This window comes from Mycobacterium sp. NGS54, from assembly GCF_059812465.1.
This window is the reverse complement of the sequence record NZ_JCALCS010000001.1, coordinates 324,327-345,333: the sequence shown is the minus strand read 5'-3', so window position 1 is coordinate 345,333 and position 21,007 is coordinate 324,327. Positions and strand designations below refer to the sequence as shown.

Here is a 21,007-nt window from a genome sequence, read left to right as displayed (position 1 = left end):
CCGGTTCACTCTTGGCTCTCGTCGGACTCGGGTGGGTCGGGGTCTCCGTGCAGGAGTTCGTCGGGGTGGTGGGCGTGGTTGGTTTGTGGGGGTTGGGTGCCGTCGGTCCAGGCGAGGCGTCCGGTGTCGGTGACGGTGGTGTGTTGGTCGCCGCGGCTGGCGTCGGCGTGGTGGGGGCCGCAGGCGAAGAAGAGTTTGTCGGCGTCGGTTCGTCCGTCGGTTGCCCAGTCGGGGGTGTGGTGGACTTCGCAGTAGTAGCCCGGTACGTGGCAGTGGGGGTGGGTGCAGCCGTGGTCGCGGGCGTGGCAGATGAGGCGTTGGTCGGCGGTGGCGATGCGTTTTTGCCGGCCTAGGTAGAGCGGGCGGGCGGTGTGGTCGTCGAACACCGCTAGGTAGTGGATGGCGTTGGCGGCCATGCGGATCAGATCCGACATGGGCAGCCGGGAGCCGCCGCCGGTGCGCGCCGGCGGCGGCATCGGGATCGAGGGGTTGACGGCGGCGTGGGCGGCTTGGTCGAGTTCGCCCAGGGTGGTGGTGATCACCACGGTGACCGGATGGCCGCGGTGGGTGCCGAGCTGGCCGGAGCCGATGGCGGTCTGCAGCGCGAGTTTGAGGGCGTCGTGGCCGCGTTGGGCGGCGCTGCGGGTGTCGCGCTCCTCGGGTTCGGCGCCGTCGGGTTGGTGGCGTCCGGGGCGGACCGCGGCCTCGATGGCTTCGAAGTAGGCGCGGGCCTCGGGATCGAGCAGCCCCGTGAGTCGGGACATGCCGTCGGGGCCTTGTGGACCCAGCCGCACCCCGCGGCGCCGCGCGCGGTCTTCGTCGGTGAAATGCCCGTCGGGGTTGAGGTAGTCGGCGATGCGCTGCCCTAACCGGGTCACGACCCCGGAGTCCAGTTTTGTGGCGTGTTCGACCAGGACGCGTTCGGCCTCATCCGCGTCGGCCGGTGCCGTGGCGGCGGGCAGCGCGTCGAGGGCGTGGCAGATGGCGCGGATGTGGTCCTCGCCCAACGCGCCGGCGTCGACTGCCGCCGCCACCTCGGCCAGCTGCGGGCTCAGCGGGGGCCCGGTCAGCGAGCGCCGCGGCCGAATCCGGGCCGCCAGCCGAAACCGGCGCGTTAGCTCCCCGGGCGTGATCCGCAGCCGCGCGCACAACCGGCCCCGCACCGCCGGCAGAACTTCGCGGCCATCGGGCGGCTCGGCGATCTCACCGAATACCCGATACATCAACCCCCGGTTCACCCGCCCCTGGGTCTCCAAACGCTCGGCCACCTCAACCCGAAAGTCGTTGCCGACCAGATCCGAGCTGGTCTGCCGCAGCACCTCGTGGGCGGCGTCGATGGCGTCCAGAGCAGCGCTGATCCGCTGTTGTGCCGCCTCGCCGCTAACGAATCCCACGTCCCCAACCTATCGAACAAACGTGCGAATCGATCCCGCCGACGACCAATCTGTGGATAAAACCGCAACTGTGGATAAAGGTAGGGCCAATGCTCGAACCTTCGCGACGAATTCTCGGTGTGCCGCTGGCGGTTGCCGCGGCCGCGATGTGCCTGACGGCCGCGCCGACGGCGGCGGCCAGTGACGGGGACTGCGCCGTCATCCTGCCGGCGGCCGATCGGCTGGAGAACGTGTTCAACCTGGTTTCGCCGTCCGGCGCGCCGCCTTATCTGGCGGGCCAGATCCGCAACGCCCTGTCTCCCTTGCAGGGCTTACGCAGTCCGGCCGCGCTCGACCTCCGGCTTCGGTCGGACATGCTGGCCTCGCAGATCGACGCCAGCGACCCCTACCGGCCCGCGAGCCCGGAACGACTCGCGAGCGATCTCGCCAAGGCGAGACAGCAGCTGGCCGCGGCCCGCGCCTACTGCGCTCCGTAGAGCTATTGCTGCCCTCGGCGCCAGCGCCTGATGTCGAGTCGCTCGGCGTCCGGCCAGATGGCTTTGGCGGCCGGTGATGCGCAGAAGGTTTCCTCGGCCTGGCGCAGGCTCATGTCGACCGCATGGAGGCCGTCTTCCTGGTGGGCGCGGCAGATGACCGTCATAACCCGGTGGGTGTCCGGGTCCACCTGCTCGGCTTCGATGGTCAGCACCACCACCAGCGTGTAGCCGGCTCCCGTTGGCAGATAGAAGGTGAGGTCTCGGCTGTCCAGCGCCCCACCGTTGGTGACCAGATAGCCGTCGCCGCTGGGATAGAGGGCCTGTCCGACCATCTGGGTGCGTTCGAAATGGTTGCGGTCGCCCGGCGTGCGCCACACCGTGAACCGGGTGTTCGGGCTGCCGTTGAACGGGTGCCGGGCGATCGGGATGATCAGCTCGTCGCGGCCGTCGCCGTCGACATCCTGCCACCCGACTCCGCCCGGGCTCGAGGGTTCCAGCAGCTCATCGATCGTTTGCACCACCTCGCCCGACGGGTCGGTCACGACGATCTTCACCGCCGCGGGCCCGGTCAGCTCGGGCGCGCTCCAGTAGGTGACCGCGAAATCCAAAGCGCCGGAATGCATTCGGCAGTCGGTATGCGGCGACGTTGCCGTCGGGCTGATCAGCGCGGCCGTCTGCGGGCACGGCGGCAACGACGTGTCGGCGGATGCTACGGGCCCGACGGCACCCGCGGTGGCCATCGCCGCGACGGCGATCAGCACTGGCAGCCGCTGCACGGGTGCGCGCCTAGCGTCTCGGTGCCGGCTTGACGGGAGCCGGAGCCGGAGCGGCGGGCGGCGGGGGCCCGGCCGGTGGCAGCTGCTCCTCGATCGGTGGGCGGGAGCCGGTCTTGGGGCCGATATCGGACACCTGCCACGCATTGCCCACCTTGTTCACCGTGACCTGCAGCAGGATGATCGACACCTTCGGCGTCGGGTTTTGCAGATTGCGCGTCGTTTGATGGGCCGACACCACCACCTGATAGACCCCGCCGGGTGAAGCGATGGGGTCGGTGGCCAGCACCTCGCCGGTGGACGTGACCTGCGCCTGCAGCATGATGCTTTTCAGCAGGTCGCTGGCGTTGACGTACTTGTCCTTAAGTTGTTGCGACACACCGTCTTCGACCGAGCGGAAGAACGCGTCCGGGTCTTCGAAGCTGTAGGTCAGCGACTTCAGCGCATACTCCTTGGCCAGCTGCGCCACGGCGTCACGATCGGCCTGCTGTTGGCGTAGCTGCGCGAGCTGGCCGGTCACCTGGTGGTATTTGACGAACCCGAACACCCCGGCGGCGAGCACCGCCGCGGCGAGAACGGCTGCGCCCCATTGCTTCCGGCCGATGGGCCGCAGCCGCGCCTTCAGCGACGGCCGTGGGTCCTCGTCGACGGGGGCGGCGTCCACCGCCTTGCCCTCGGTGTCGTCCACTTTTTCATCTTCGCTGACAGTTGAGTTGGTCACGTCGGTTCTTTCTTTCTCGATCATTGATGCCATTCGGGAACGTTGAGTTGAACCCGCATGCCGCCGGTGTCGTTGAAGGTCGATTCCCAGAAGTCGAGCCAGTGCCCGGCGTCCACCTTGACGTCGTGTAGCGGGGCGAGCGCGGGTTGCAGGACGGTGGTGAAGGTGCTGAGCGGGCCGGCCAGCATGTCGAGGTACTGGCTGATCTTGGCCACCAGGATCCCGGCCGGATCGTCCGGACCGACCACCCCCACGCCACTGTGCGAAAGCGTCTCGATCTCGTGGATCATCTTCAGGAACGCCGGCACCGAGCGCGGCAGCAATTTGCCCGTCTCACTGATCACTTCGCCGGCGTTGATGTCGCCCAGGTTCGTGGTCATCGTGGAGACGTTGTTGAACAGGGTGGCCAGCAATTGCTTGTCGTCCCGGATCACTTTGGCGGTCAACCCGGCGGTGGTGGCCAACGAATCGACGGTGTCGTCGTTGTTGCCGAGCGCCGCGGAGGCGTTGACGATGATCGTGTGCACCTGGTCGAGGTTGAGCGCCGAGACCAGGGCGTTGGCCTTGGTGAGCAAGTCGGCGCCGGTAACCATCGGCGCGACCCGGGCCGCGGGGATCACCGCGCCGTCGGCGAAGTAAGGCGGCGCGATCAGTTTCGGTTTGAAGTCGATGTACTGCTCGCCGGCCGCGGAGAGGTTCTCCACGCTGATCGCGCTGTCGGCGGGCACCGGGTGCGCGCGGTCAAGGTCGATCGAGACCGCCAGCCCGGTCGTCGTGGTCTGGATGCCCGTCACCCGGCCGACCTTGATGCCGCGCATCGTCACCTCGGAGGTGGGCATCAGGCCGCCGGAAGTGTTGAGCATCAGGGTGAGTCGGGTGACCTGTTTGGTCGGGCTGATGTCGAGGACGCCGATCGACATGTAGGCCGCGCCCAGCAGCGTCATCACCGCCAGGATGATCAGCGTCACGCGGGCGTTGAACTTCATGGCACCATCCCCATGCTCTCCATCGCCTTCACCGCCGCGTCGGCCTTGTCGGCGGGATCGACGCCCTCATGCCCGGTCGGGGGATGAAGTTCGGAGACAATGTATTTCGGGCCTCCGTTGCGGAACCACCCGAGGAGCTTGTAGTGCAGGAACGCGATCAGCTTGTCGGCGAGCACCGGAATGGTGGTGTCGGCGGTGGCGATGGTTCCGACCATTGGCGTGAGGTACGACAGGATCTGCATCATGTCGCCGACGATCGGTTCGACGACCTGCCCGCCGAGGGTGCCGATGTCTCGGGAGTCCCCGACGACGTTGAGGATGGCCACCGTGATCGCCGATAGCCCTTCGAGTTTCGGCGGGCCCTCGGTGACCAGCCGGTTGAACACCCCGGTGTTGGCCGCCACGTTGGTGGTGATGTTCTCCATGCTGGACAGGATGCCGTCGATGGTGTCCTGGTTGGCCGCCAGGTCGTTGAGCACGCCGGCGACGGTCTGCTGCGTCCGGGTCAGTTCGGCGGGGTCCTTGGGGAACGCCTTGTTGAGGTTGACCACGGTGCTTTGCAACGTGCCGATTACCCCGCCGGCCACCAGGTTCGACACCGACCGCAGGAGGTCTTCGACGTTGTCGGCCGGGGCGGTGTTGCGCAACGGAATGGTGTCGCCGTCGTGCAACAGCGCACCCGACAGATCCCCCGTTCGGCCGTCCGGCGGCACCAGCGCGATGTAGATGTCGCCGAGGGGGGTGGCCTGGCGCAGTTCGGCGCGGGTGTTGTCGGGAAGCCTGCTGCCCCCGGCGATGTCGACGTAGGCGACCGCCGTCGTGCCGTCGAGTTGGACGTGGTCGAGCACGCCGATCTGCACCCCGCCGGAGTCCACCTTGGCCCGGGCGGGCAGGTTGAGCACGCTGGAGAACTGGATCTTGATGCGGTAGGCGTCGTGCGGGCTGTAGGCGCCCGGGACCGGCAGCCGGGTCGGATCCAGCGAACACGCCGCCGTGAGGACGATCGCCAGCACGGCCGGCAGTACGCGCATCGGTCGTCGGATCATGACAGCGCGGCCCCAAGGATGAGGTTGGTCAGGCCGAGGGTGACCGGATCCGACGCGGTGCCCGACGCGCACGCCGCCGCGGCGCCGGGGACGTTGCGCTGCCGCAACCCCTCGCAGATGGCGCCGGCATGCGACGGCGAAATCGCCACTTGCGGTGGGATATAGGTGACGTTGTGGGTTCCCCACGCCGGTTCGTAGATGTCGCTGATCCAGTGGCTGAACTGCGGCCACGAGTTGATCATCGCGATGATCGCCGGGGTGTGGCGGTTCAGCATGTCCCGCAGCCAGGTGATGCCCTTGTCCAGTTTTTGGTAGAGCCGTGGCCCCCACCGGTTCAGCGCCTCGACCAAGATCGGCAGCAGATGCGACATATGGCTCAGGGCCGCACCGAAGTTGTCCGACAGGCCCTCGATCAGCTGGGTGGTGGCCGGCAGCGTCTGGATCACCGAGGCGAAGCTGTTCCAGTTCCTGAGAAATTCGGAGCTGAGGATCTCGGTGTTCTCGAACAGCTGCCGGTAGTCGGCGTCGGCCTTGTAGGGGTCGGCGAGCATGGTGACCAAATTGCCCAGCGTCTCGTTGAGGGCGGGGCCGGTGCCGTCGAGGGAACGGCTGAACGCGCGCACGCTGTCGTTGATGGCCTGAACGCCGGGCGCGCGAGACAGGTCCTGGCCGGGTGGGGGGCCCATGATCGTGTCGGCGAGTTTGCCTATGGCGGAGAAGGTTTCACTGACGCTGATCGGCGTCCTGGTGGACTTCAGCTTGATGCATCCCGGCCCGGTGAATTTCGGGCCCGACGTGTAGGGCTTGGTCAGCTCGATATGCCGGTCGGTGACAATCGATTGCGAGTAGGTGACCGCGCCGACGTCCGCGGGCAGGTCGAGGTCGGGGGGCACGGTGAAGTCCACCTCGACGTGGTCGGGCTTGTTCACAATCGCGGTCGTCGAGCCGACCTCGATGCCCAGCAGGGCCACCTTGTTGCCGGGGTAAAGCCCCACCGCGTCGGTGAATTCGGCGCACATCGCCCTGGTGGGTTTGGGCATGACGAGCTTGGCGCCGATGACGACGGCCGCCGCGACGGCCGCGACGACGGCCAGCACCGTGGCGATGCCCGCCGGGGAACGCAGCCGCGAGCCGGGCGCCGACATCCTGGCCATGTCAACAGTTCCTCATGATGTTGGGCAGGCACAGATCCTGCCCGGGAACCAGCCGGTTGTGCTTGTCGAAGACGACGCCGTTCCCGCTGAGCATCGGCCCCACGATGCCCAGGGTTTGCCCCAGGCCGTCGAGCGCCTGGCCCCAGCGCTCGGGATGGACGGCCAGCGTGGTGGTGATGTCGTCGAGTCCGTCGACGATCGGCTCGACCTCCCTGCCGTAAAACGCGACTATGCGGTCCATGATGCGGGCCAATTCGCTCAGCAGGCTGAAGAACTCGACGATGTCGACCGACCTCGAGGTGTACGACCTGCCGAGGATGTCGAGCTGCTCGAACAGCGTGACGAGCAGCTTACGCTGCGCGACGGTGGCCCGCAGGCCGTTGTTGGCGAAGTCCAGGCCGCGATGGAAATCGGCGGTGGACTTGCTCAACGAAGCCGTCAACGCGTTGGCCGACCGCAGCAGGTCGCGCACCGCGTCGGGGTATCTGTTGGCCGCGTTGGCCACCTCGGTGAAGGTGTCGTGGATGACTTGGCCGTCGACTTCCTTGATCAGCGGCGTCGCCGCCTGGATTATGTCGTTGACCTCGAAGGGCAACCCCACGCGTTGCGGCGGGATCACGTTGCGGCCCAGCGGTAGCGGGCCCTTCGGGTCGAGCGCCACATAGTGGCCGCCGAGCGGGGTCAGCAGCTTGACGTCCAGGGTGGATTCCGAACCGACCACCACCGAGCGCTCGACGTCGAATTTCATCTCGACGACCGCGCCGTCGAGCCGGACGCCGGTCACCTTCCCGACCGGGATGCCGGCGATGCGAACCTGGTCGCCGGCGCGCACGCCGCCGGAGTTGGGCAGGTGCGCGGTGTAGCCGGTCTGACCGGTCGGATTCAGGTAGGCCATCGCGGTGGCGGCCAATGCCGACACGATGACGACGACGCCGACGATGCCGTGCCGCCGATTGCGGCCGGCGGCCGCGTGCTCATCGAGCACGGCGCGCCGTCGTCCGAACAGCTTGTCGCCGAACGCCATTACCGGCACACCACCAGGTTCTGTTGCGCGAAGGACACCTGCCCGATCCCCGGCAGGGTGACCTCGCCGCGCGAGCAGGAGAACGTCGGTGCGGCGGGCTGGTCGTCGGCCAGCCAGTCCCGCATGCCCTGGATCAACGACGGGGCCAGCGACATGCCCGCGATGATCGTCGCGCTCTGCGGCCACATCCGGTTGAACAAGTCGTAGAGCGGGACCGTCGTCCCGTCAAAAATGCGCTCGTTGTATTGCAGGATGTGGGTGGTGTCGCGCAGGACGGGCAGTCCGGTTTCCATCGCCTCGCGGAACTCCTCGGCTTTGGAACCGAACTTCGTCACCACATCGGTGAGCGTGGCGATGAGGTGAAACAGCTGTTGTGACTTGCCGCCCAGGTCCGCCGAGATCGCACTGAGGTTGCGCAGCACGACGGCGATGACCGCCTGGCGCTTCACCGCCAGCTTGGAAATGACGTCCAGTTCGTGCAGGAACGGGCCGATGCCGTTTTCGTCGCCCTGAATCAGCCGAAGCAGGTTCTCGCCCAGCAGGTTGAACTGGGCCGGGTCGAGGGTTTGGAATATCGGCCGAAACCCGTTGAACAGCTTCGCCACATCGAACGACGGAATCGTCTGCCCCAGGCCAATGGTGTCCCCTGGCCGCAACCGCCGGTCCGGCTTGGCCGGCTGGACGAGCTCCACGTAGCGCTGGCCGAGCAGGGTTTGGTAGCGCACCGCGGCGACGGTGTTGGCGAACACCGGGTGATCGTCTTGCGCGGTGAAATCCACCTTGGCGGTCCGCCCGTCGAGCCGGATGGTTTGCACCTTGCCGACCTGCACGCCGGAAATGCGAACGTCGTCACCGACGTAGAGCCCCGACACATCGGAGAACGCGGCGGTGTAGCGGGAGAGCGCCCCGGTGACCGGGCTGCGCAGGGCGGTCAGCACGATCAGCGTGCACACCACCGCGACCGCGGTGAAAATGGTCAGCCACACAACCGATTTCGTGACGCTCCTCATCGCCCACCCGCCTGTGGTTGCGGTGCGGGTGCGGGCGGCGGGGCCGGCTGGGACGGCAGGGCCGCGGCCAGCCCCGGCATCGCGTCCAGCGTCACCTCGATCTGCATGCGCACCTTGCCGTCGACGATGGGGAACGCCGCGCTGGTGCGGTCCAGCAGGCCCGAGAGCCGGTCGTAGACCGGCGCCATGCTGCCCTGTAGGTATGAGATCGGCAGCAAGACGTTCATCACCGAGCCCATGAACGGGGCGAGCCATCCGACGTTCCGCGCGAACATCTGGTCGCTGGTGAAGAGCAGCTTCGCGGTCTGGTCCAGGATGACATTCATCCGCTCGACTCCGTCGGGATGGGCCAGGAATTCCATCCCGTTCAGCAGGTCATACGCCAGCCCGATCAGGGGGACGGAGTCGCTGGCCCCGTTGACCACCGAGGCGAACACCGAAAGCGAATGGGAGAACGGCACTTTCTGGGAGTCGACGAGCATCTTGACCAGATCGAAGTAGGACCGGGTCACCGGCTCGGTCAGGTCGGCGTGCCGGCGCACCACCTCGATGATGCGGTCGACATCGGGCGAATCTGCGAGCCGGCCGAGCTTCTGGCCCTGACGCAGCAGCCCGGTGATGGACGCCGACCGAGCGTTGGCGCCGATCAACAGCGTCTGGTTCGGCCGCAACCGGGGGCCGGTGCCGCTGCTGACCAGTTCGACGGCCGCGAGCCCAAAGGTGTTGGACGACATGAAGTTAGCCGTGGTGTCCGACGCGAGGGCCCGCGCCTGTCGCGGCTCCAGCTCCACCGTTATCTTCTGCCTGTTGTATCCGACCGATTGCAGCGTTTTCACCGATCCGATCGTCAGGCCGCGGAACTTGACCTCCGCGCCCGGCGTCAGACCCTCGCCGATCGAATCGGCAACCACGGTCAGCCGGAACGTGTCGGTGTAGCCGCCGTTGCCCAGCTGATACAGAAGCGTGCCCGCGATGCCCAGCACCGCCGCGGCGATCACGCCCCGGATCCGCAACGAGCGCGCACTCGGCGCGCGCGCTCCGTGGTCTGGAGATACTCCCATGGGCTACCCCGATATCCGGATGCCGGGGTTGTTGCCCCAGAACAACAGCGTCAGCACCATATCGGCGGCGACCACGGTCACGATGCTGGCCCGGATGGCCCGCCCCGATGCCCGCCCGACGCCTTCGGGCCCACCGCTGGCGTAATAGCCCTGATAGCAGTGGATCGCGATGATCAGCGTCACGAAAATCGCGGCCTTGAGCACCGAGAACACCACGTCGGACGGCTGGATGAACGAGTCGAAATAGTGGTAGTAGGTGCCCGACGACTGCCCGTGCAGCACGTTGACCACCGTCGCGCACGACACGTAGCTCAACGCGAGCGTCACCACGTACAGCGGAACGATGGTGATCATCCCGGCGATCACCCGGGTCGTGACCACGAACGGGATCGACTGAATGGCAAGGGCTTCCAGCGCGTCGATCTCCTCCGAGATCCGCATGGCACCGATCTCGGCGGTCATCCGGCACCCGGCCTGGGCCGCGAACCCGATCCCCGCGATCATCGGCGCCATCTCGCGGGTGTTCGCATAGGCGGAGACGAAACCGGTCAGCGGGCCCATCCCGACCATGTCGAGGGCCCCGTATCCCTCGATCCCCACCGAACCGCCGACCGCCGCGCCCATGAACACCAGCACGCCGATGGTGCCGCCGCCGACGATGAGCGAGCCGTTCCCCCAGATCATGTCGACCAGCAGCACCCCGGTCTGGTGCCGGTAGCGCTTCAGCGTGTGCGGAATCGCGCCGAGCACCTGCGAGCCGAAGGTGACCTGGTGGCCGAGGCGCTGGATCAGCGAGTCACCCCGCTCGGCGACCCATCGCGACGCCCGCAGCGGCGTGGGTACGTAGCGTGCCGGCACCGACATCCGGGCCATCAGCCCACCCTCAGCGGCATGGACATCGACAGTCCCTGGGTGATCAGCAGGTTGAGCACGAACACCGCGACAATGCCGATGACGACGGAGGCGTTGACCGCGTCGGCCACGCCGCGTGCGCCGCCTTTGGCCTCCAGGCCGCGCTGGCAGGCCACCAGGATCACCACCACGCCGAAGAGCCAGGTCTTCAGGACGGCGACCACGACGTCGTTGACGCTGGCGAAGGACGCGAAGGACGCGATGTAGCTACCCGGGGTGCCGGACTGGAAGCCCACGTTGATCGCGTAGCCGGCCGCCAGCCCCATAAAGATGATGAAGGAGCACAGCACCGGCGCCACGATGACGATCGCGGCCAGCCGGGGGGTGACCAGCCGCTGCACGGGGTTGATGCCCATCACGCGCAGCGCGTCGACCTCTTCGCGGATGGTGCGGGCGCCGAGATCGGTCGCCACCGCCGAACCGGCCGCACCGCCCAGCAGCAGCGCGGCCACGACCGGCGCTCCCTGCCGGATCACCCCGAGGCCGCCGGCCGCGCCCGAGACCGACGATGCGCCGACCTGCTGGATGAAGTTGCCCACCTGCACCGCCACGATGACCCCGAACGGGATGGACACCAGCAACGCGGGTATCGCCGTGACGCTGATGATGAACCAGGCCTGGTTGACCGTGTCCCGCCAGGGGTGGCGCAACTTGATCAAATCGGTGATCAGGTACCTGAAGGACTGGGCGGCCAGCTCGAAGAAGCGGCCCAGCGTCTGCAACGAGGAATCGAGCTGCCTGGCGCTGTACCGAAACGGCTTGCCCAGCACCGCGGCGGTTCGGCCGCGGGTCGGCGCCTCGGCGACGGCGTGGTGCTCGTCCGGCTCGGCGGGCGGCGAGACGGGACTAGTGACGACGGGACTGGCGACGACGGGACTCGTGACGTCCGCGCCGTTCGTGATGGTGCCCGCGCCGGCGTCGACGCAGGCGACTGGTTCGCCTGCGGTCTCACCCGGTGGTTCAGCCGCTGTCGCGTTGTATACAGCGGTCAACGGCGGGTCCCTCCTTAATCGCTGCCACGGGTTCTCAGCCAATCAAAGATTGGGAGCTTGGTCGACGTGCGTTCAATAGTGGCATCGAGTACGGGTGTTCTACCCAGAAGCAGTTGAGTGTGACGTACGCCACAATCCGTAGAACTCCGCACCGCGGGCGGCGGCGCTCCTGGCCTGTGGATAGAGCCGCACCTGCGGACCGGCGCGGGATCGGCGCCGCGCCCGGGCGCGGGCGTCGTTCCTGGCGGGATGGCCGCCTGACGTGCCAGTATGAACCAAGACAGAGCCGCAACGGCGTATGCAACCGGTCGGGTGGTGCCCATGCCCGTTATGAAGCCCGGTATCGACAAGCCGACGGGGCGCGTGGTTGCCCTGATCGTCCTCTTGATCCTTGTCGCCGCCGCCCTCCGCGGGTACTTCCCGGCCCAGGGTCATGCGGTGCGTGCCGAGCCGGGCGGTGGCCGGGCGGCTCTGCTTTTTGTCGTCGCGGCGCTGAGCGGGACGCTCGCGCTGCTGGCGATCGCGGTCATCGCCCGGTTGCGGGATCCGCGGGCGGCGGCACCGAAGCAGGCGGATCTGTCCGACCTGCTCGGCACCGGCACGGGCCGGCCGAGCTGGCGCGTGCTGCTGATCGGGCTCGCGCTCATCGTGGCCTGGCTGCTGATCGTGACCCTGTTGGTCCGCCACCTGATGCCGCACGACGCCAACCCCTCGGCCCCCACCGGAGTCCCCACCGCGCGGCCGCCGGGGCAGAACAGCGGCTCGGCGACCCAGCGGCATCCGGGCAACGGTTCGGGGGACATGTTCGGCGTCCTGCTCGCCGGCACGATCCCGATGATGCTGGTGATCGTCGCCGGGTCGTTGATCATGGCGCGCCGGCGGTGGCGCGCCGCCGGCCCGGTCATTGCGGCCGACGGCCGCCTCGCGCCGCCGGCCCCCGAGCAGCGTTCGGAATCGCTGGCCCGCGCGGCCGAAGTCGGACTGGCCGAGATCGGCGACCTCAACCGCGAACCGCGGGAGGCGATCATCGCGTGCTACGCCGCGATGGAACGCGAGCTCGCCCGGGTGCCCGGGGCCGCCCCCCAGGACTTCGATACGCCGACCGAGGTGCTGGTCCGGGCCGTCGAACACCATGCGCTGCACGCCGATAACGCCGAGCGGTTGGTCAACCTGTTCGAGGAGGCGCGGTTCTCCCCGCACGTGATGAACGAGGGGCATCGCGAGGTGGCGGTCAATGTCCTGCGGCTGGTCCTGGCGGAGTTGCGGAGCCCCGTATGAAAAGGCTTATCGTGCTGGGTGTTTGCCTCGTCGTGGGGATAGAGCTGCTGGCGTTGACACTGCACGGGCGCCGGTTCCTGCTGGCCGCCTCGGGCGTGGCCCTGGCATTGGTGTTGCTCAACGTTCGTCGCTACGTGGGGCACGGCAACGAACCCGCGGCCGAGCCGGACTACGACGAGCTGGGGGACTCGTTGCGCCGCTGGCTTTCCACCACCGAGGCGACGATCCGGCGCTCGGACTCCACGCGGGCGGACTGGGACCGGCACCTGCGTCCCATGCTCGCGCGACGCTACGAAATGACGACGGGGCACAAGCAATCCAAGGACGCAGGCGCCTATCACGCAAGCGGCCGAATGCTTTTCGGACCGGAACTGTGGGAATGGGTCAATCCCAACAACATCACCCGCACCGGTGACCGCGAACCCGGGCCGGGCCGCGGGGTGCTCGAAGAGATTCTGCGAAGGTTGGAGCAAATATGACGCTGCCGGTCGCCACCACCACCGCACGCTGCGACGCGGTCCTCGACGAAATCGAACGCGCGGTGGTGGGGAAGCGATCGGCGCTGACACTCATCCTGACCGCGGTCCTCGCGCGCGGCCACGTGCTCATCGAGGACCTGCCCGGCCTCGGCAAGACGCTGATCGCGCGATCCTTCGCCGCCGCGCTGGGGCTCCGATTCACCCGGGTCCAGTTCACCCCGGACCTGCTGCCCGCCGACCTGCTCGGTTCGACGATCTACGACATGCAGTCCGGCAACTTCGCGTTCCGGTCCGGTCCCATCTTCACCAACCTGTTGCTGGCCGACGAGATCAACCGCACGCCGCCGAAGACGCAGGCGGCCCTGCTGGAGGCGATGGCCGAGGGCCAGGTCAGCATCGACGGCGAAACCCACAAGTTGCCAACGCCGTTCATCGTGCTGGCGACCGACAATCCGATCGAGTACGAGGGCACGTATCCGTTGCCCGAGGCGCAACTGGATCGGTTCGCGATCCGGCTGGAACTGCGATACCTCTCGGAGCGGGACGAGACCTCGATGCTGCGCCGCCGCCTCGAACGCGGGTCGGCCGAGCCGACGGTCAACCAGGTGGTGGACGGGCACGATCTGCTCGCGATGCGCGAATCGGTCGAACAGGTGACCGTGCACGAGGACGTGCTGCACTACGTGGTGTCGCTGGCCACCGCCACGCGGCACCACCCGCAGGTCGCGGTCGGCGCCAGCCCACGCGCCGAACTCGACCTCGTTCAACTCGCGCGCGCCCGGGCGTTGCTGCTCGGCCGCGACTACGTGATCCCCGAGGACGTCAAGGCCCTCGCCGTCGCGGCCGTCGCTCATCGCATCACCCTGCGGCCGGAGATGTGGGTGCGCAAGATCCAGGGCGCCGACGTCGTCGCAGAATTGTTGCGGCGCTTGCCGGTGCCCCGTACGGGCGGCGGGACGGGCTGATCTCCGATGGGTACCGAAGTCGAGTTTCGTTGGCGCGCATCGCCGTTGGCCCGGTCGGTCGCGACCTGTGCCGGGGTCGCGCTGGCCGCCGCCGTGATCGGCGCGCGCTGGCAGCTGCTTGCCTTCGCGGCGCCGCTGCTCGGCGTGCTGTGTTCGGTCAGCTGGCAACCTCCGGTGCCGAAGATCCGGGTGCACGGAAAGCCCGAATCGCAGCGGTGCTTCGAAAACGAGCAGGCGCGGGTCCGCGTGTGGCTGAGCGAAGAGGGCGACACCGCGGCCTCGGCGGTGGAGCTGACGGTGCGTCCCGTCGCGGGCATGCAGCTCGAGGCGCTCGACGCGGAGTCCCGCGACGCGAAAACCGTTGCGGTGACGGCACGGCGCTGGGGCCGCTACCCCGTCCGGGCGTGCGTCGACGTGCTGGCGCGGGGCGGGTTGCTGACGGGGACGGGCGCCGTCGACGCCGCCGACGTCATCGTGTTCCCGCTGACGCCCCCGCAGCCGACGCCGATCCCGCAGATCGAGTTGCTCGACCGGTTGGGCGCCCACCTGACCCGGCATATCGGCCCGGGCGTCGAGTACGCCGACATCCGCCCCTACGTGCCCGGCGACCAGCTGCGGGCGGTGAACTGGCCGGTGAGCGCGCGCCGGCGCCAGCTGCACGTGACCCAGCGATTGACCGACCGCGCCGCCGACGTGGTGGTGCTGATCGACACGTACCGGCAGCCGGCGGGCCCGGCAAGCGAGGCCACCGAACGCGTCGTGCGCGGCGCCGCGCAGGTGGTGCAGACCGCCCTGCGGCACGGCGACCGCGCCGGGATCGTCGCCCTCGGCGGCAACCGCCCGCGCTGGCTCGGTGCCGACATCGGACAGCGCCAGTTCTACCGGGTGCTCGACACCGTGCTCGGCGCCGGCGACCGATTCGAAAACACCACCGGCACACTGGCGCCCCGCGCGGCGGTCCCCGTCGGCTCGATCGTCATCGCGTTCTCCACGCTGCTCGACACGGAATTCGCGCTGGCGCTGATCGACCTGCGCAAGCGCGGCCACGTCGTGATCGCCGTCGACATCCTCGACAGCTCGCCCTTCGAGAGTCAGCAGGATCCGCTGATCGATCGGATGTGGGCGCTGCAGCGCTCGGCCATGTACCGCGACATGGCGACCGTCGGCGTGGACATCGTGGCGTGGCGCGGGGACAGCACGCTGGATCAGTCGATGGCCGTCCTGCCCGACCACCGCCATCGTGTGCGGGGACGGCTGCGGGCATGAAGTGGATCGCACTGGTCGTCTCAACCATCATCGGCGTTGTGATGGTGGGCTTGGCCGCCGCCGGGTCGCACGGCGTGGCGGTTGCCGCGGGGGCGGCCGCGCTGATCGCGGTGGGCGCCGGGGTGATTTACCGCCCGGCGGCGACGATCGCCGTGCTGGCATCGGCGGCCACGATCCTGGCGTCGGACCCCTCGCTCGTCTTCGCCGCCTGGTCCGGACTGTGCGCGGTCGCCTACCTGGTGTGCCGCCACGCGGTCGGGACGCCCGTCGGCGGCGTCGTGTGGAGCTGGCCGACCGCCGTTGCGGCGGTGGGTTTTTCCTGCGTCGGCCTGGTCGCGACGTCGTTCCCGCTGCAGCTGCCGTGGTTGCCGCTCGCCGCGCCGCTGGGGGTCCTGGCGATCTACGTCCTGGCCACCCGCCCGTTCGTGAGCTGACTCAGTGCAGCAGCTGGGCCGCCTGATCGGCCAGGTCGAGCAGCGGCTGCGGGAAGATCCCCAAAAGTATTGTGACCGCGGCGCATATCGCGATCGCGATCTTGCTCAGGATGCCGGGCGTCACGACGTGCGGGGTGTCGTCGGTCGCTTCGGTGAAGAACATGGACACGATGACGCGCACGTAGAAGTACGCGGCGACACCGCTGGCGATGACGCCGATGATGACCAGGGGCACGGCGCCGCCCTGGGCGGCGGCCTTGAACACCGCGAGCTTGCTGACGAATCCGCTCGTCAGGGGGATGCCGGCGAAGGCCAACAGGAACATCGAGAACATCACGCCCACAATGGGGGAGCGCTGCCCGAGCCCGGCCCAGTGGGAAATCTTGGCGTCTTCGACGCCGTCGGCGTTGCGGATCAGGCTCACGATGGCGAACGCGCCGACGGTGCTGAAGCTGTAGGCGACCAGATAGAACAGCGTGGCGGACAGCCCCGCGGTGTTGTCGGCGATCACGCCGGTGAGGATGAAGCCCACGTGTGCGACCGAGGAATACGCCAGCATCCTCTTGACGTCGGTCTGGTTCACCGCCGTGACGGTGCCGACGGCCATGGTCAGGATGGCAATCGCCCACAGCACCGGGCGCCACTCGTGGTGCAGCGGCGGCAGCGCGACGTAGACGACGCGCAGCAGCGCTCCGAACGCCGCCACCTTGGTGGCCGCCGCCATGAACCCCGTGATCGGGGTGGGCGCGCCCTGGTAGACGTCGGGGATCCAGGAGTGGAACGGGACTGCGCCCACCTTGAACAGCAGGCCGACCGACAGCAGCGCGACGCCGATCAGCGCCATCGAGCTATCGCCATGGGCGGCAAGGGCATCCCGGATCCCGGGCAGCAGCAGCGTGCCCGTCGCGCCGTAGAGCAGCGCGACGCCGTAGAGGAAGAACGCCGAGGAGAACGCGCCCAGCAGGAAGTACTTCATCGACGCTTCCTGGGACAGCAGGCGGCGATGACGGGCCAGGCCGCACATCAGGTACAGGGGCAGCGACAGGACTTCCAGCGCTACGAACATCGTCAACAGATCGTTGGAGGCGGGGAACACCATCATGCCGCCGACGGACAGCATCACCAGCGGGAAGAGTTCGGTCTGCGCGGCGCCGGCCCGCTCGGCCTCGCGCTCGGGCTCGCTGCCGGGAACCGCGGACGCCTGCGGCGTAAAGGAATCCAGCCCGCCCGACCCGACGGCCTTGGCGCCCACGGCGACCTTGGCTTCCGCCTTGGCCTGTGCCCGTTCGCCGATGAAGATGACCGCGAGCACCGCGACCAGCAGCACGGTGCCCTGCAGGTACAGCGTCGGCCGGTCGATGGCCACCGCGCCCAGCACCGCGGCGCGGCCGGACGACGGAACCGACTCGGCCACTTCGATGTCCGCGAAAAGCGCCGCGAGCAGGCCGCCCAGGGCCAGCGTCATTTGGGTGGCGTAGCGAATCCGCCTGGGTGCGAATGCCTCGACGAGCATGCCGACGACCGCGACGGAAAAGACGATGAGCATCGGGCACAGCAGGAAGTACTCGACGCTTGGGGTGGGCAGGGTCATCGGTGCGGTCCTTCGGCAGTCCGGGGCGGCACACTCGGCGCTGGGTCATGCTGGCCGATGGTGGTCATGGTGTTCTCGACGGCGGGATTGATGATGTCGAGCACCGGCTTGGGATAGACGCCCAGCACGAACAGCAGCGCGAGCAACGGTGCCACGACGACCAATTCGCGCGCCCGCAGGTCGGTGATCCGGTCGTTGCCCTCGGCCACCGGGCCCGTCATCACCCGCTGGTAGAGCCACAGCATGTAGATGGCCGCGAGCACCAGGGCGGTCACCCCGAAGGCACCGGCCAGCCAGTACCGGTTGAAAGTGCCCAGCAGGACCAGGAATTCGCTGACGAATGGCGCCAGCCCGGGCAGCGACAGGGTGGCCATGGCCGAAACCAGGAAGGTGCCGGCCAGGATTGGTGCGACCTTCTGGACGCCGCCGTAGTCGGCGATCGCCCGGCTGCCGCGCCGCGTCACCAGGAATCCGGCGATCAGGAACACCGCGGCGGTGGAGATGCCGTGGTTGAGCATGTAGAGCGTCGACCCGCTCTGCCCCTGGCTGGTCATGACGAAGATGCCGGCGATGATGAACCCGAAGTGTGAGATCGACGTGTAGGCGATCAGGCGCATCATGTCGGCCTGGCCGATCGCCACGATCGCGCCGTAGATCACGCCGATGATCGCCAGCGTCACGATCGCCGGACGGAAATACGTTGAGGCGTCGGGGAACAGCTGCAGGCAGTAGCGCAGCATGCCGAAGGTGCCGACCTTGTCCATCACGGCCGTGATCAGCACCGCCGTCGCCGGGGTGGCCTCGACGCAGGCATCGGGCAGCCAGCGGTGCAGCGGCCACAGCGGGGCCTTGATCGCGAAGGCGAACATGAAGCCCAGGAACAGCGCCTTGAACACCGCCGGGTCGGCGCCGTAGCGGCCCGACGCGACGCCCGCCACGATGTCGCGGAAGTCGAACGTGCCCGAGCCGTGCTGCGCCGTGACCACGTACAGCCCGATGACCGCCGCCAGCATGATCAGCCCGCCGAACAGGTTGTACAGCAAGAACTTCACCGCCGCGCGCGACCTGCCGGGACCCGGCCCGAAGCCGCCGATCAGGAAGTACATCGGCACCAGCATGGCCTCGAAGAACACGTAGAACAGCAGCACATCCAGGGCGACAACCGAGATCAGCACCATCGACTCGATGGCCAGCGTCAGCGCGACGTAGGCATGCACGCCCCGGGTGCCCTTGCCGCCGTCGTTCCAGCCGGCCACTTGCAGCACCGGGATCAGCACCGCGGTCAGCAGCACCAGCACCACCGCGATGCCGTCGACGCCGAGGGAGTAGCCCGCGCCGAACGCCGGTATCCACTGGTGGCTTTCGACGAACTGGTAGGTGGGGCCGCCGGCCTTGAAGCCGACGGTCACCACGATCGCCACGGCCAGCGTCAGCACGCCGACGACCAGGCCGGTCCACTTGGCGAGCTGCCGCAGCCCCGGGGGCAGCAGGATGATCAGCAGGGAGCCCGCCAGCGGCAGCAGCCACAGGACGCTCAGCCACGGCACGTTACTCACCACACCCTCACCGCCAGGATCAGAGCGGCCACCAGCACGGCGCCCGCCAGCATCGACAACGCGTAGTTGCGGGCAAAGCCGGTTTGGAAGCGCCGCAGGCCGTTTGACGTCCGGCTCACCAGTGCCGCCAGGGCGTTGACCGAGCCGTCGACGCCCGCGTTGTCGACTTCGACCAGTGCGTCGGTCAGCTGCGCGCCGGGGCGCATGAACACCTCCTCGTTGAACGCGTCGCCGTAGAGGTCGGCGCGCGCGGCGGTCGTGAGCGCCGACACCCGTACGGGGGCGACCCGCGGGATGGGCGCGGCGGCGTACATGCGGTAGGCCACCGCGATACCGACGGCGACGACGCCCAACGCGACGACGGTGGTGACCCAGGCAGGCAGCGCGTGCGCCGCCTCTTCGTGCACCCCGACGACGGGCTCGAGCCAGTGCTGTAGGGCGCCGCCCCACCACAACAGGAAGCCCGAGAACACCGAGCCGACGGCCAGCAGGATCATCGGCCACGCCATCACGGCGGGCGCCTCGTGCGGATGGGCGCCTGGGGCCCAACGCTTTTCACCGAAGAACGTCATCAGCATGACCCGCGTCATGTAGAACGCGGTGACACCGGCACCGAGCAGAGCCGCGCCCCCCAGCACGTAGCCCCGGGTGTCCCCGGTCGACAGCGCCGCCTCGATGATCTTGTCCTTGGAGAAGAAGCCCGCGAACGGCGGCACGCCGATGATCGCCAGATATCCCAGCCCGAACGTGGCGAACGTGACCGGCAGGGCTTTGCGCAGGCCGCCGTAGCGGCGCATGTCCTGTTCCTCGTGCATCGCGTGGATGATCGACCCGGACCCGAGGAACAAGCCGGCCTTGAAGAAGCCGTGGGTCAGCAGGTGCATGATCGCGAAGGCGTAGCCGGCCGGGCCGAGGCCGGCGGCCAGCACCATGTAGCCGATCTGGCTCATCGTCGATGCGGCCAGGGCGCGCTTGATGTCGTCCTTGGCGCAGCCGATGAACGCCCCGAACAGCAGGGTGACGGTGCCGACGATGACGACGCCCAGTTGCGCGCCGGGCGAGAGGTTGTAGAGCGGGTTGGACCGCACGATCAGGTACACGCCGGCGGTCACCATGGTGGCGGCGTGGATCAGGGCGGACACCGGCGTCGGGCCCTCCATCGCGTCGCCCAGCCACGCCTGCAGCGGAACCTGCGCGGACTTGGCGCAGGCGCCCAGCAGCAGCAGCAATCCCATCGCGGTCACCACGCCGCTCGAAGCCGAAGGCGCACCGGCGAATACCCCAGCGTAGGACAGCGTGCCGAAGGTGCCGAACATCAAGAACATTCCCACCGCCAGGCCGGCGTCACCGACCCGGTTCATGACGAAGGCCTTCTTGGCCGCGGTGGCCGCCGACGGCTTGTGGTACCAGAAACCGATGAGCAGGTAGGAGGCCAGGCCGACGCCCTCCCAGCCGACGTAGAGCACCAGGTAGTTGTCGGCGACCACCAGCAGCAGCATCGAGGCCAGGAACAGGTTGAGGTAGCCGAAAAACCTTCGGCGGTCGGGGTCTTCGGCCATGTAGCCGACCGAATAGATGTGGATCAGCGATCCGACGCCGGAGATCAGCAGCACGAAGCACATCGACAACTGGTCGAGCTGCAGCCCGAAGTCCACCTGCAGTTGCCCGACCGGAATCCAGGTGAACAGCTTCTGGTGGATGGTGCGATCGGCCTCGCCGCGGCCGAGCATGTCGGCGAGCAGCGTCGCGCCCACCGCGAACGCCGCCAGCGCGGTGGCGCAGCCCAGCAGGTGGCCCCACGCGTCGGTGAGCCTGCCCCCGAACAACAAGATCGCGGCACCCGCCAGCGGCAGCGCCACCAGCAGCCAGGTGTAGTCAGTCATCTCGGC

At 68.3% G+C, this 21,007-nt stretch carries 20 protein-coding genes; 6 read left to right on the top strand and 14 right to left on the bottom strand.

The genetic code is table 11. From position 1 onward, the window contains the following. Positions 1-5: 5 nt before the first annotated feature. Entirely contained in the window at positions 6-1,394 is a 1,389-nt protein-coding gene (locus AC5Y5E_RS01695) for an HNH endonuclease signature motif containing protein (protein ID WP_499901261.1), read from the bottom strand. 89 nt (positions 1,395-1,483) lie between these two features. Between AC5Y5E_RS01695 and AC5Y5E_RS01690 the strand changes: the two genes are divergently transcribed. Continuing rightward, complete coding sequence (locus AC5Y5E_RS01690) at positions 1,484-1,870, top strand: hypothetical protein (protein ID WP_499901260.1); 387 nt, start codon at positions 1,484-1,486, stop codon at positions 1,868-1,870. A 2-nt stretch (positions 1,871-1,872) separates the two neighbouring features. On the opposite strand, the gene AC5Y5E_RS01685 is transcribed toward AC5Y5E_RS01690, so the two are convergent. From AC5Y5E_RS01685 to AC5Y5E_RS01640, 10 genes are read right to left on the bottom strand one after another with little or no spacing between them, the layout of a single operon-like run. Beyond that, positions 1,873-2,610 (bottom strand): hypothetical protein, encoded by a 738-nt coding sequence (locus AC5Y5E_RS01685; protein WP_499901841.1) that lies wholly within the window; start codon positions 2,608-2,610, stop codon positions 1,873-1,875. A gap of 46 nt (positions 2,611-2,656) precedes the next feature. Further along, positions 2,657-3,331, bottom strand: a complete 675-nt coding sequence (locus AC5Y5E_RS01680) for a hypothetical protein (RefSeq protein ID WP_499901259.1) — start codon at positions 3,329-3,331, stop codon at positions 2,657-2,659. Positions 3,332-3,384: 53 nt separating this feature from the next. Then, a complete protein-coding gene (locus tag AC5Y5E_RS01675; protein WP_499901258.1) occupies positions 3,385-4,350 on the bottom strand; it encodes an MlaD family protein in 966 nt (321 codons plus the stop codon). Next, the gene (locus tag AC5Y5E_RS01670) at positions 4,347-5,396 is read right to left on the bottom strand and encodes an MlaD family protein (protein ID WP_499901257.1); all 1,050 of its coding nucleotides are present in this window, start codon (positions 5,394-5,396) and stop codon (positions 4,347-4,349) included. The genes AC5Y5E_RS01675 and AC5Y5E_RS01670 overlap by 4 nt, the downstream gene beginning before the upstream one ends. Continuing rightward, positions 5,393-6,550 carry an MlaD family protein gene (locus tag AC5Y5E_RS01665; protein WP_499901256.1) on the bottom strand — a complete coding sequence of 386 codons (1,158 nt, stop codon included), beginning with the start codon at positions 6,548-6,550 and terminating at the stop codon, positions 5,393-5,395. Before AC5Y5E_RS01665 ends, AC5Y5E_RS01670 begins: the two co-directional genes overlap by 4 nt. Before the next feature lies 1 nt (position 6,551). Then, the gene (locus tag AC5Y5E_RS01660; RefSeq protein WP_499901840.1) at positions 6,552-7,574 is read right to left on the bottom strand and encodes an MlaD family protein; all 1,023 of its coding nucleotides are present in this window, start codon (positions 7,572-7,574) and stop codon (positions 6,552-6,554) included. Beyond that, a complete protein-coding gene (locus AC5Y5E_RS01655) occupies positions 7,574-8,584 on the bottom strand; it encodes an MlaD family protein (protein WP_499901255.1) in 1,011 nt (336 codons plus the stop codon). The genes AC5Y5E_RS01660 and AC5Y5E_RS01655 overlap by 1 nt, the downstream gene beginning before the upstream one ends. Then, on the bottom strand, positions 8,581-9,645 hold the full coding sequence (locus AC5Y5E_RS01650) for an MlaD family protein (RefSeq protein WP_499901254.1): 1,065 nt from the start codon (positions 9,643-9,645) through the stop codon (positions 8,581-8,583). The genes AC5Y5E_RS01655 and AC5Y5E_RS01650 overlap by 4 nt, the downstream gene beginning before the upstream one ends. 3 nt (positions 9,646-9,648) lie before the next feature. Continuing rightward, positions 9,649-10,509, bottom strand: a complete 861-nt coding sequence (locus tag AC5Y5E_RS01645; RefSeq protein ID WP_499901839.1) for an MlaE family ABC transporter permease — start codon at positions 10,507-10,509, stop codon at positions 9,649-9,651. Positions 10,510-10,517: 8 nt separating this feature from the next. Further along, positions 10,518-11,327 (bottom strand): MlaE family ABC transporter permease, encoded by an 810-nt coding sequence (locus AC5Y5E_RS01640; RefSeq protein WP_499901838.1) that lies wholly within the window; start codon positions 11,325-11,327, stop codon positions 10,518-10,520. 543 nt (positions 11,328-11,870) lie between these two features. Here AC5Y5E_RS01640 and AC5Y5E_RS01635 point away from each other — a divergent pair. The 5 genes from AC5Y5E_RS01635 to AC5Y5E_RS01615 are packed head-to-tail and all read left to right on the top strand — an operon-like array spanning position 11,871 to position 15,971. Continuing rightward, positions 11,871-12,827 carry a DUF4129 domain-containing protein gene (locus AC5Y5E_RS01635; protein WP_499901253.1) on the top strand — a complete coding sequence of 319 codons (957 nt, stop codon included), beginning with the start codon at positions 11,871-11,873 and terminating at the stop codon, positions 12,825-12,827. Next, a complete protein-coding gene (locus AC5Y5E_RS01630) occupies positions 12,824-13,306 on the top strand; it encodes a hypothetical protein (protein WP_499901252.1) in 483 nt (160 codons plus the stop codon). Before AC5Y5E_RS01635 ends, AC5Y5E_RS01630 begins: the two co-directional genes overlap by 4 nt. Beyond that, positions 13,303-14,271 (top strand): AAA family ATPase, encoded by a 969-nt coding sequence (locus AC5Y5E_RS01625; protein WP_499901251.1) that lies wholly within the window; start codon positions 13,303-13,305, stop codon positions 14,269-14,271. The genes AC5Y5E_RS01630 and AC5Y5E_RS01625 overlap by 4 nt, the downstream gene beginning before the upstream one ends. Positions 14,272-14,277: 6 nt before the next feature. Further along, positions 14,278-15,537: a DUF58 domain-containing protein gene (locus tag AC5Y5E_RS01620; protein WP_499901250.1), complete on the top strand. Its 1,260-nt coding sequence runs from the start codon at positions 14,278-14,280 to the stop codon at positions 15,535-15,537. Then, complete coding sequence (locus tag AC5Y5E_RS01615; protein ID WP_499901249.1) at positions 15,534-15,971, top strand: hypothetical protein; 438 nt, start codon at positions 15,534-15,536, stop codon at positions 15,969-15,971. The genes AC5Y5E_RS01620 and AC5Y5E_RS01615 overlap by 4 nt, the downstream gene beginning before the upstream one ends. Position 15,972: 1 nt before the next feature. Here AC5Y5E_RS01615 and nuoN read toward each other — a convergent pair whose 3' ends face one another. The 3 genes from nuoN to nuoL are packed head-to-tail and all read right to left on the bottom strand — an operon-like array spanning position 15,973 to position 21,001. Continuing rightward, positions 15,973-17,562 (bottom strand): NADH-quinone oxidoreductase subunit NuoN, encoded by a 1,590-nt coding sequence (gene nuoN / locus AC5Y5E_RS01610; RefSeq protein WP_499901248.1) that lies wholly within the window; start codon positions 17,560-17,562, stop codon positions 15,973-15,975. Continuing rightward, on the bottom strand, positions 17,559-19,118 hold the full coding sequence (locus AC5Y5E_RS01605; RefSeq protein WP_499901247.1) for an NADH-quinone oxidoreductase subunit M: 1,560 nt from the start codon (positions 19,116-19,118) through the stop codon (positions 17,559-17,561). Before AC5Y5E_RS01605 ends, nuoN begins: the two co-directional genes overlap by 4 nt. Next, positions 19,115-21,001: an NADH-quinone oxidoreductase subunit L gene (gene nuoL, locus AC5Y5E_RS01600; RefSeq protein WP_499901246.1), complete on the bottom strand. Its 1,887-nt coding sequence runs from the start codon at positions 20,999-21,001 to the stop codon at positions 19,115-19,117. Before nuoL ends, AC5Y5E_RS01605 begins: the two co-directional genes overlap by 4 nt. Positions 21,002-21,007: the final 6 nt, after the last annotated feature.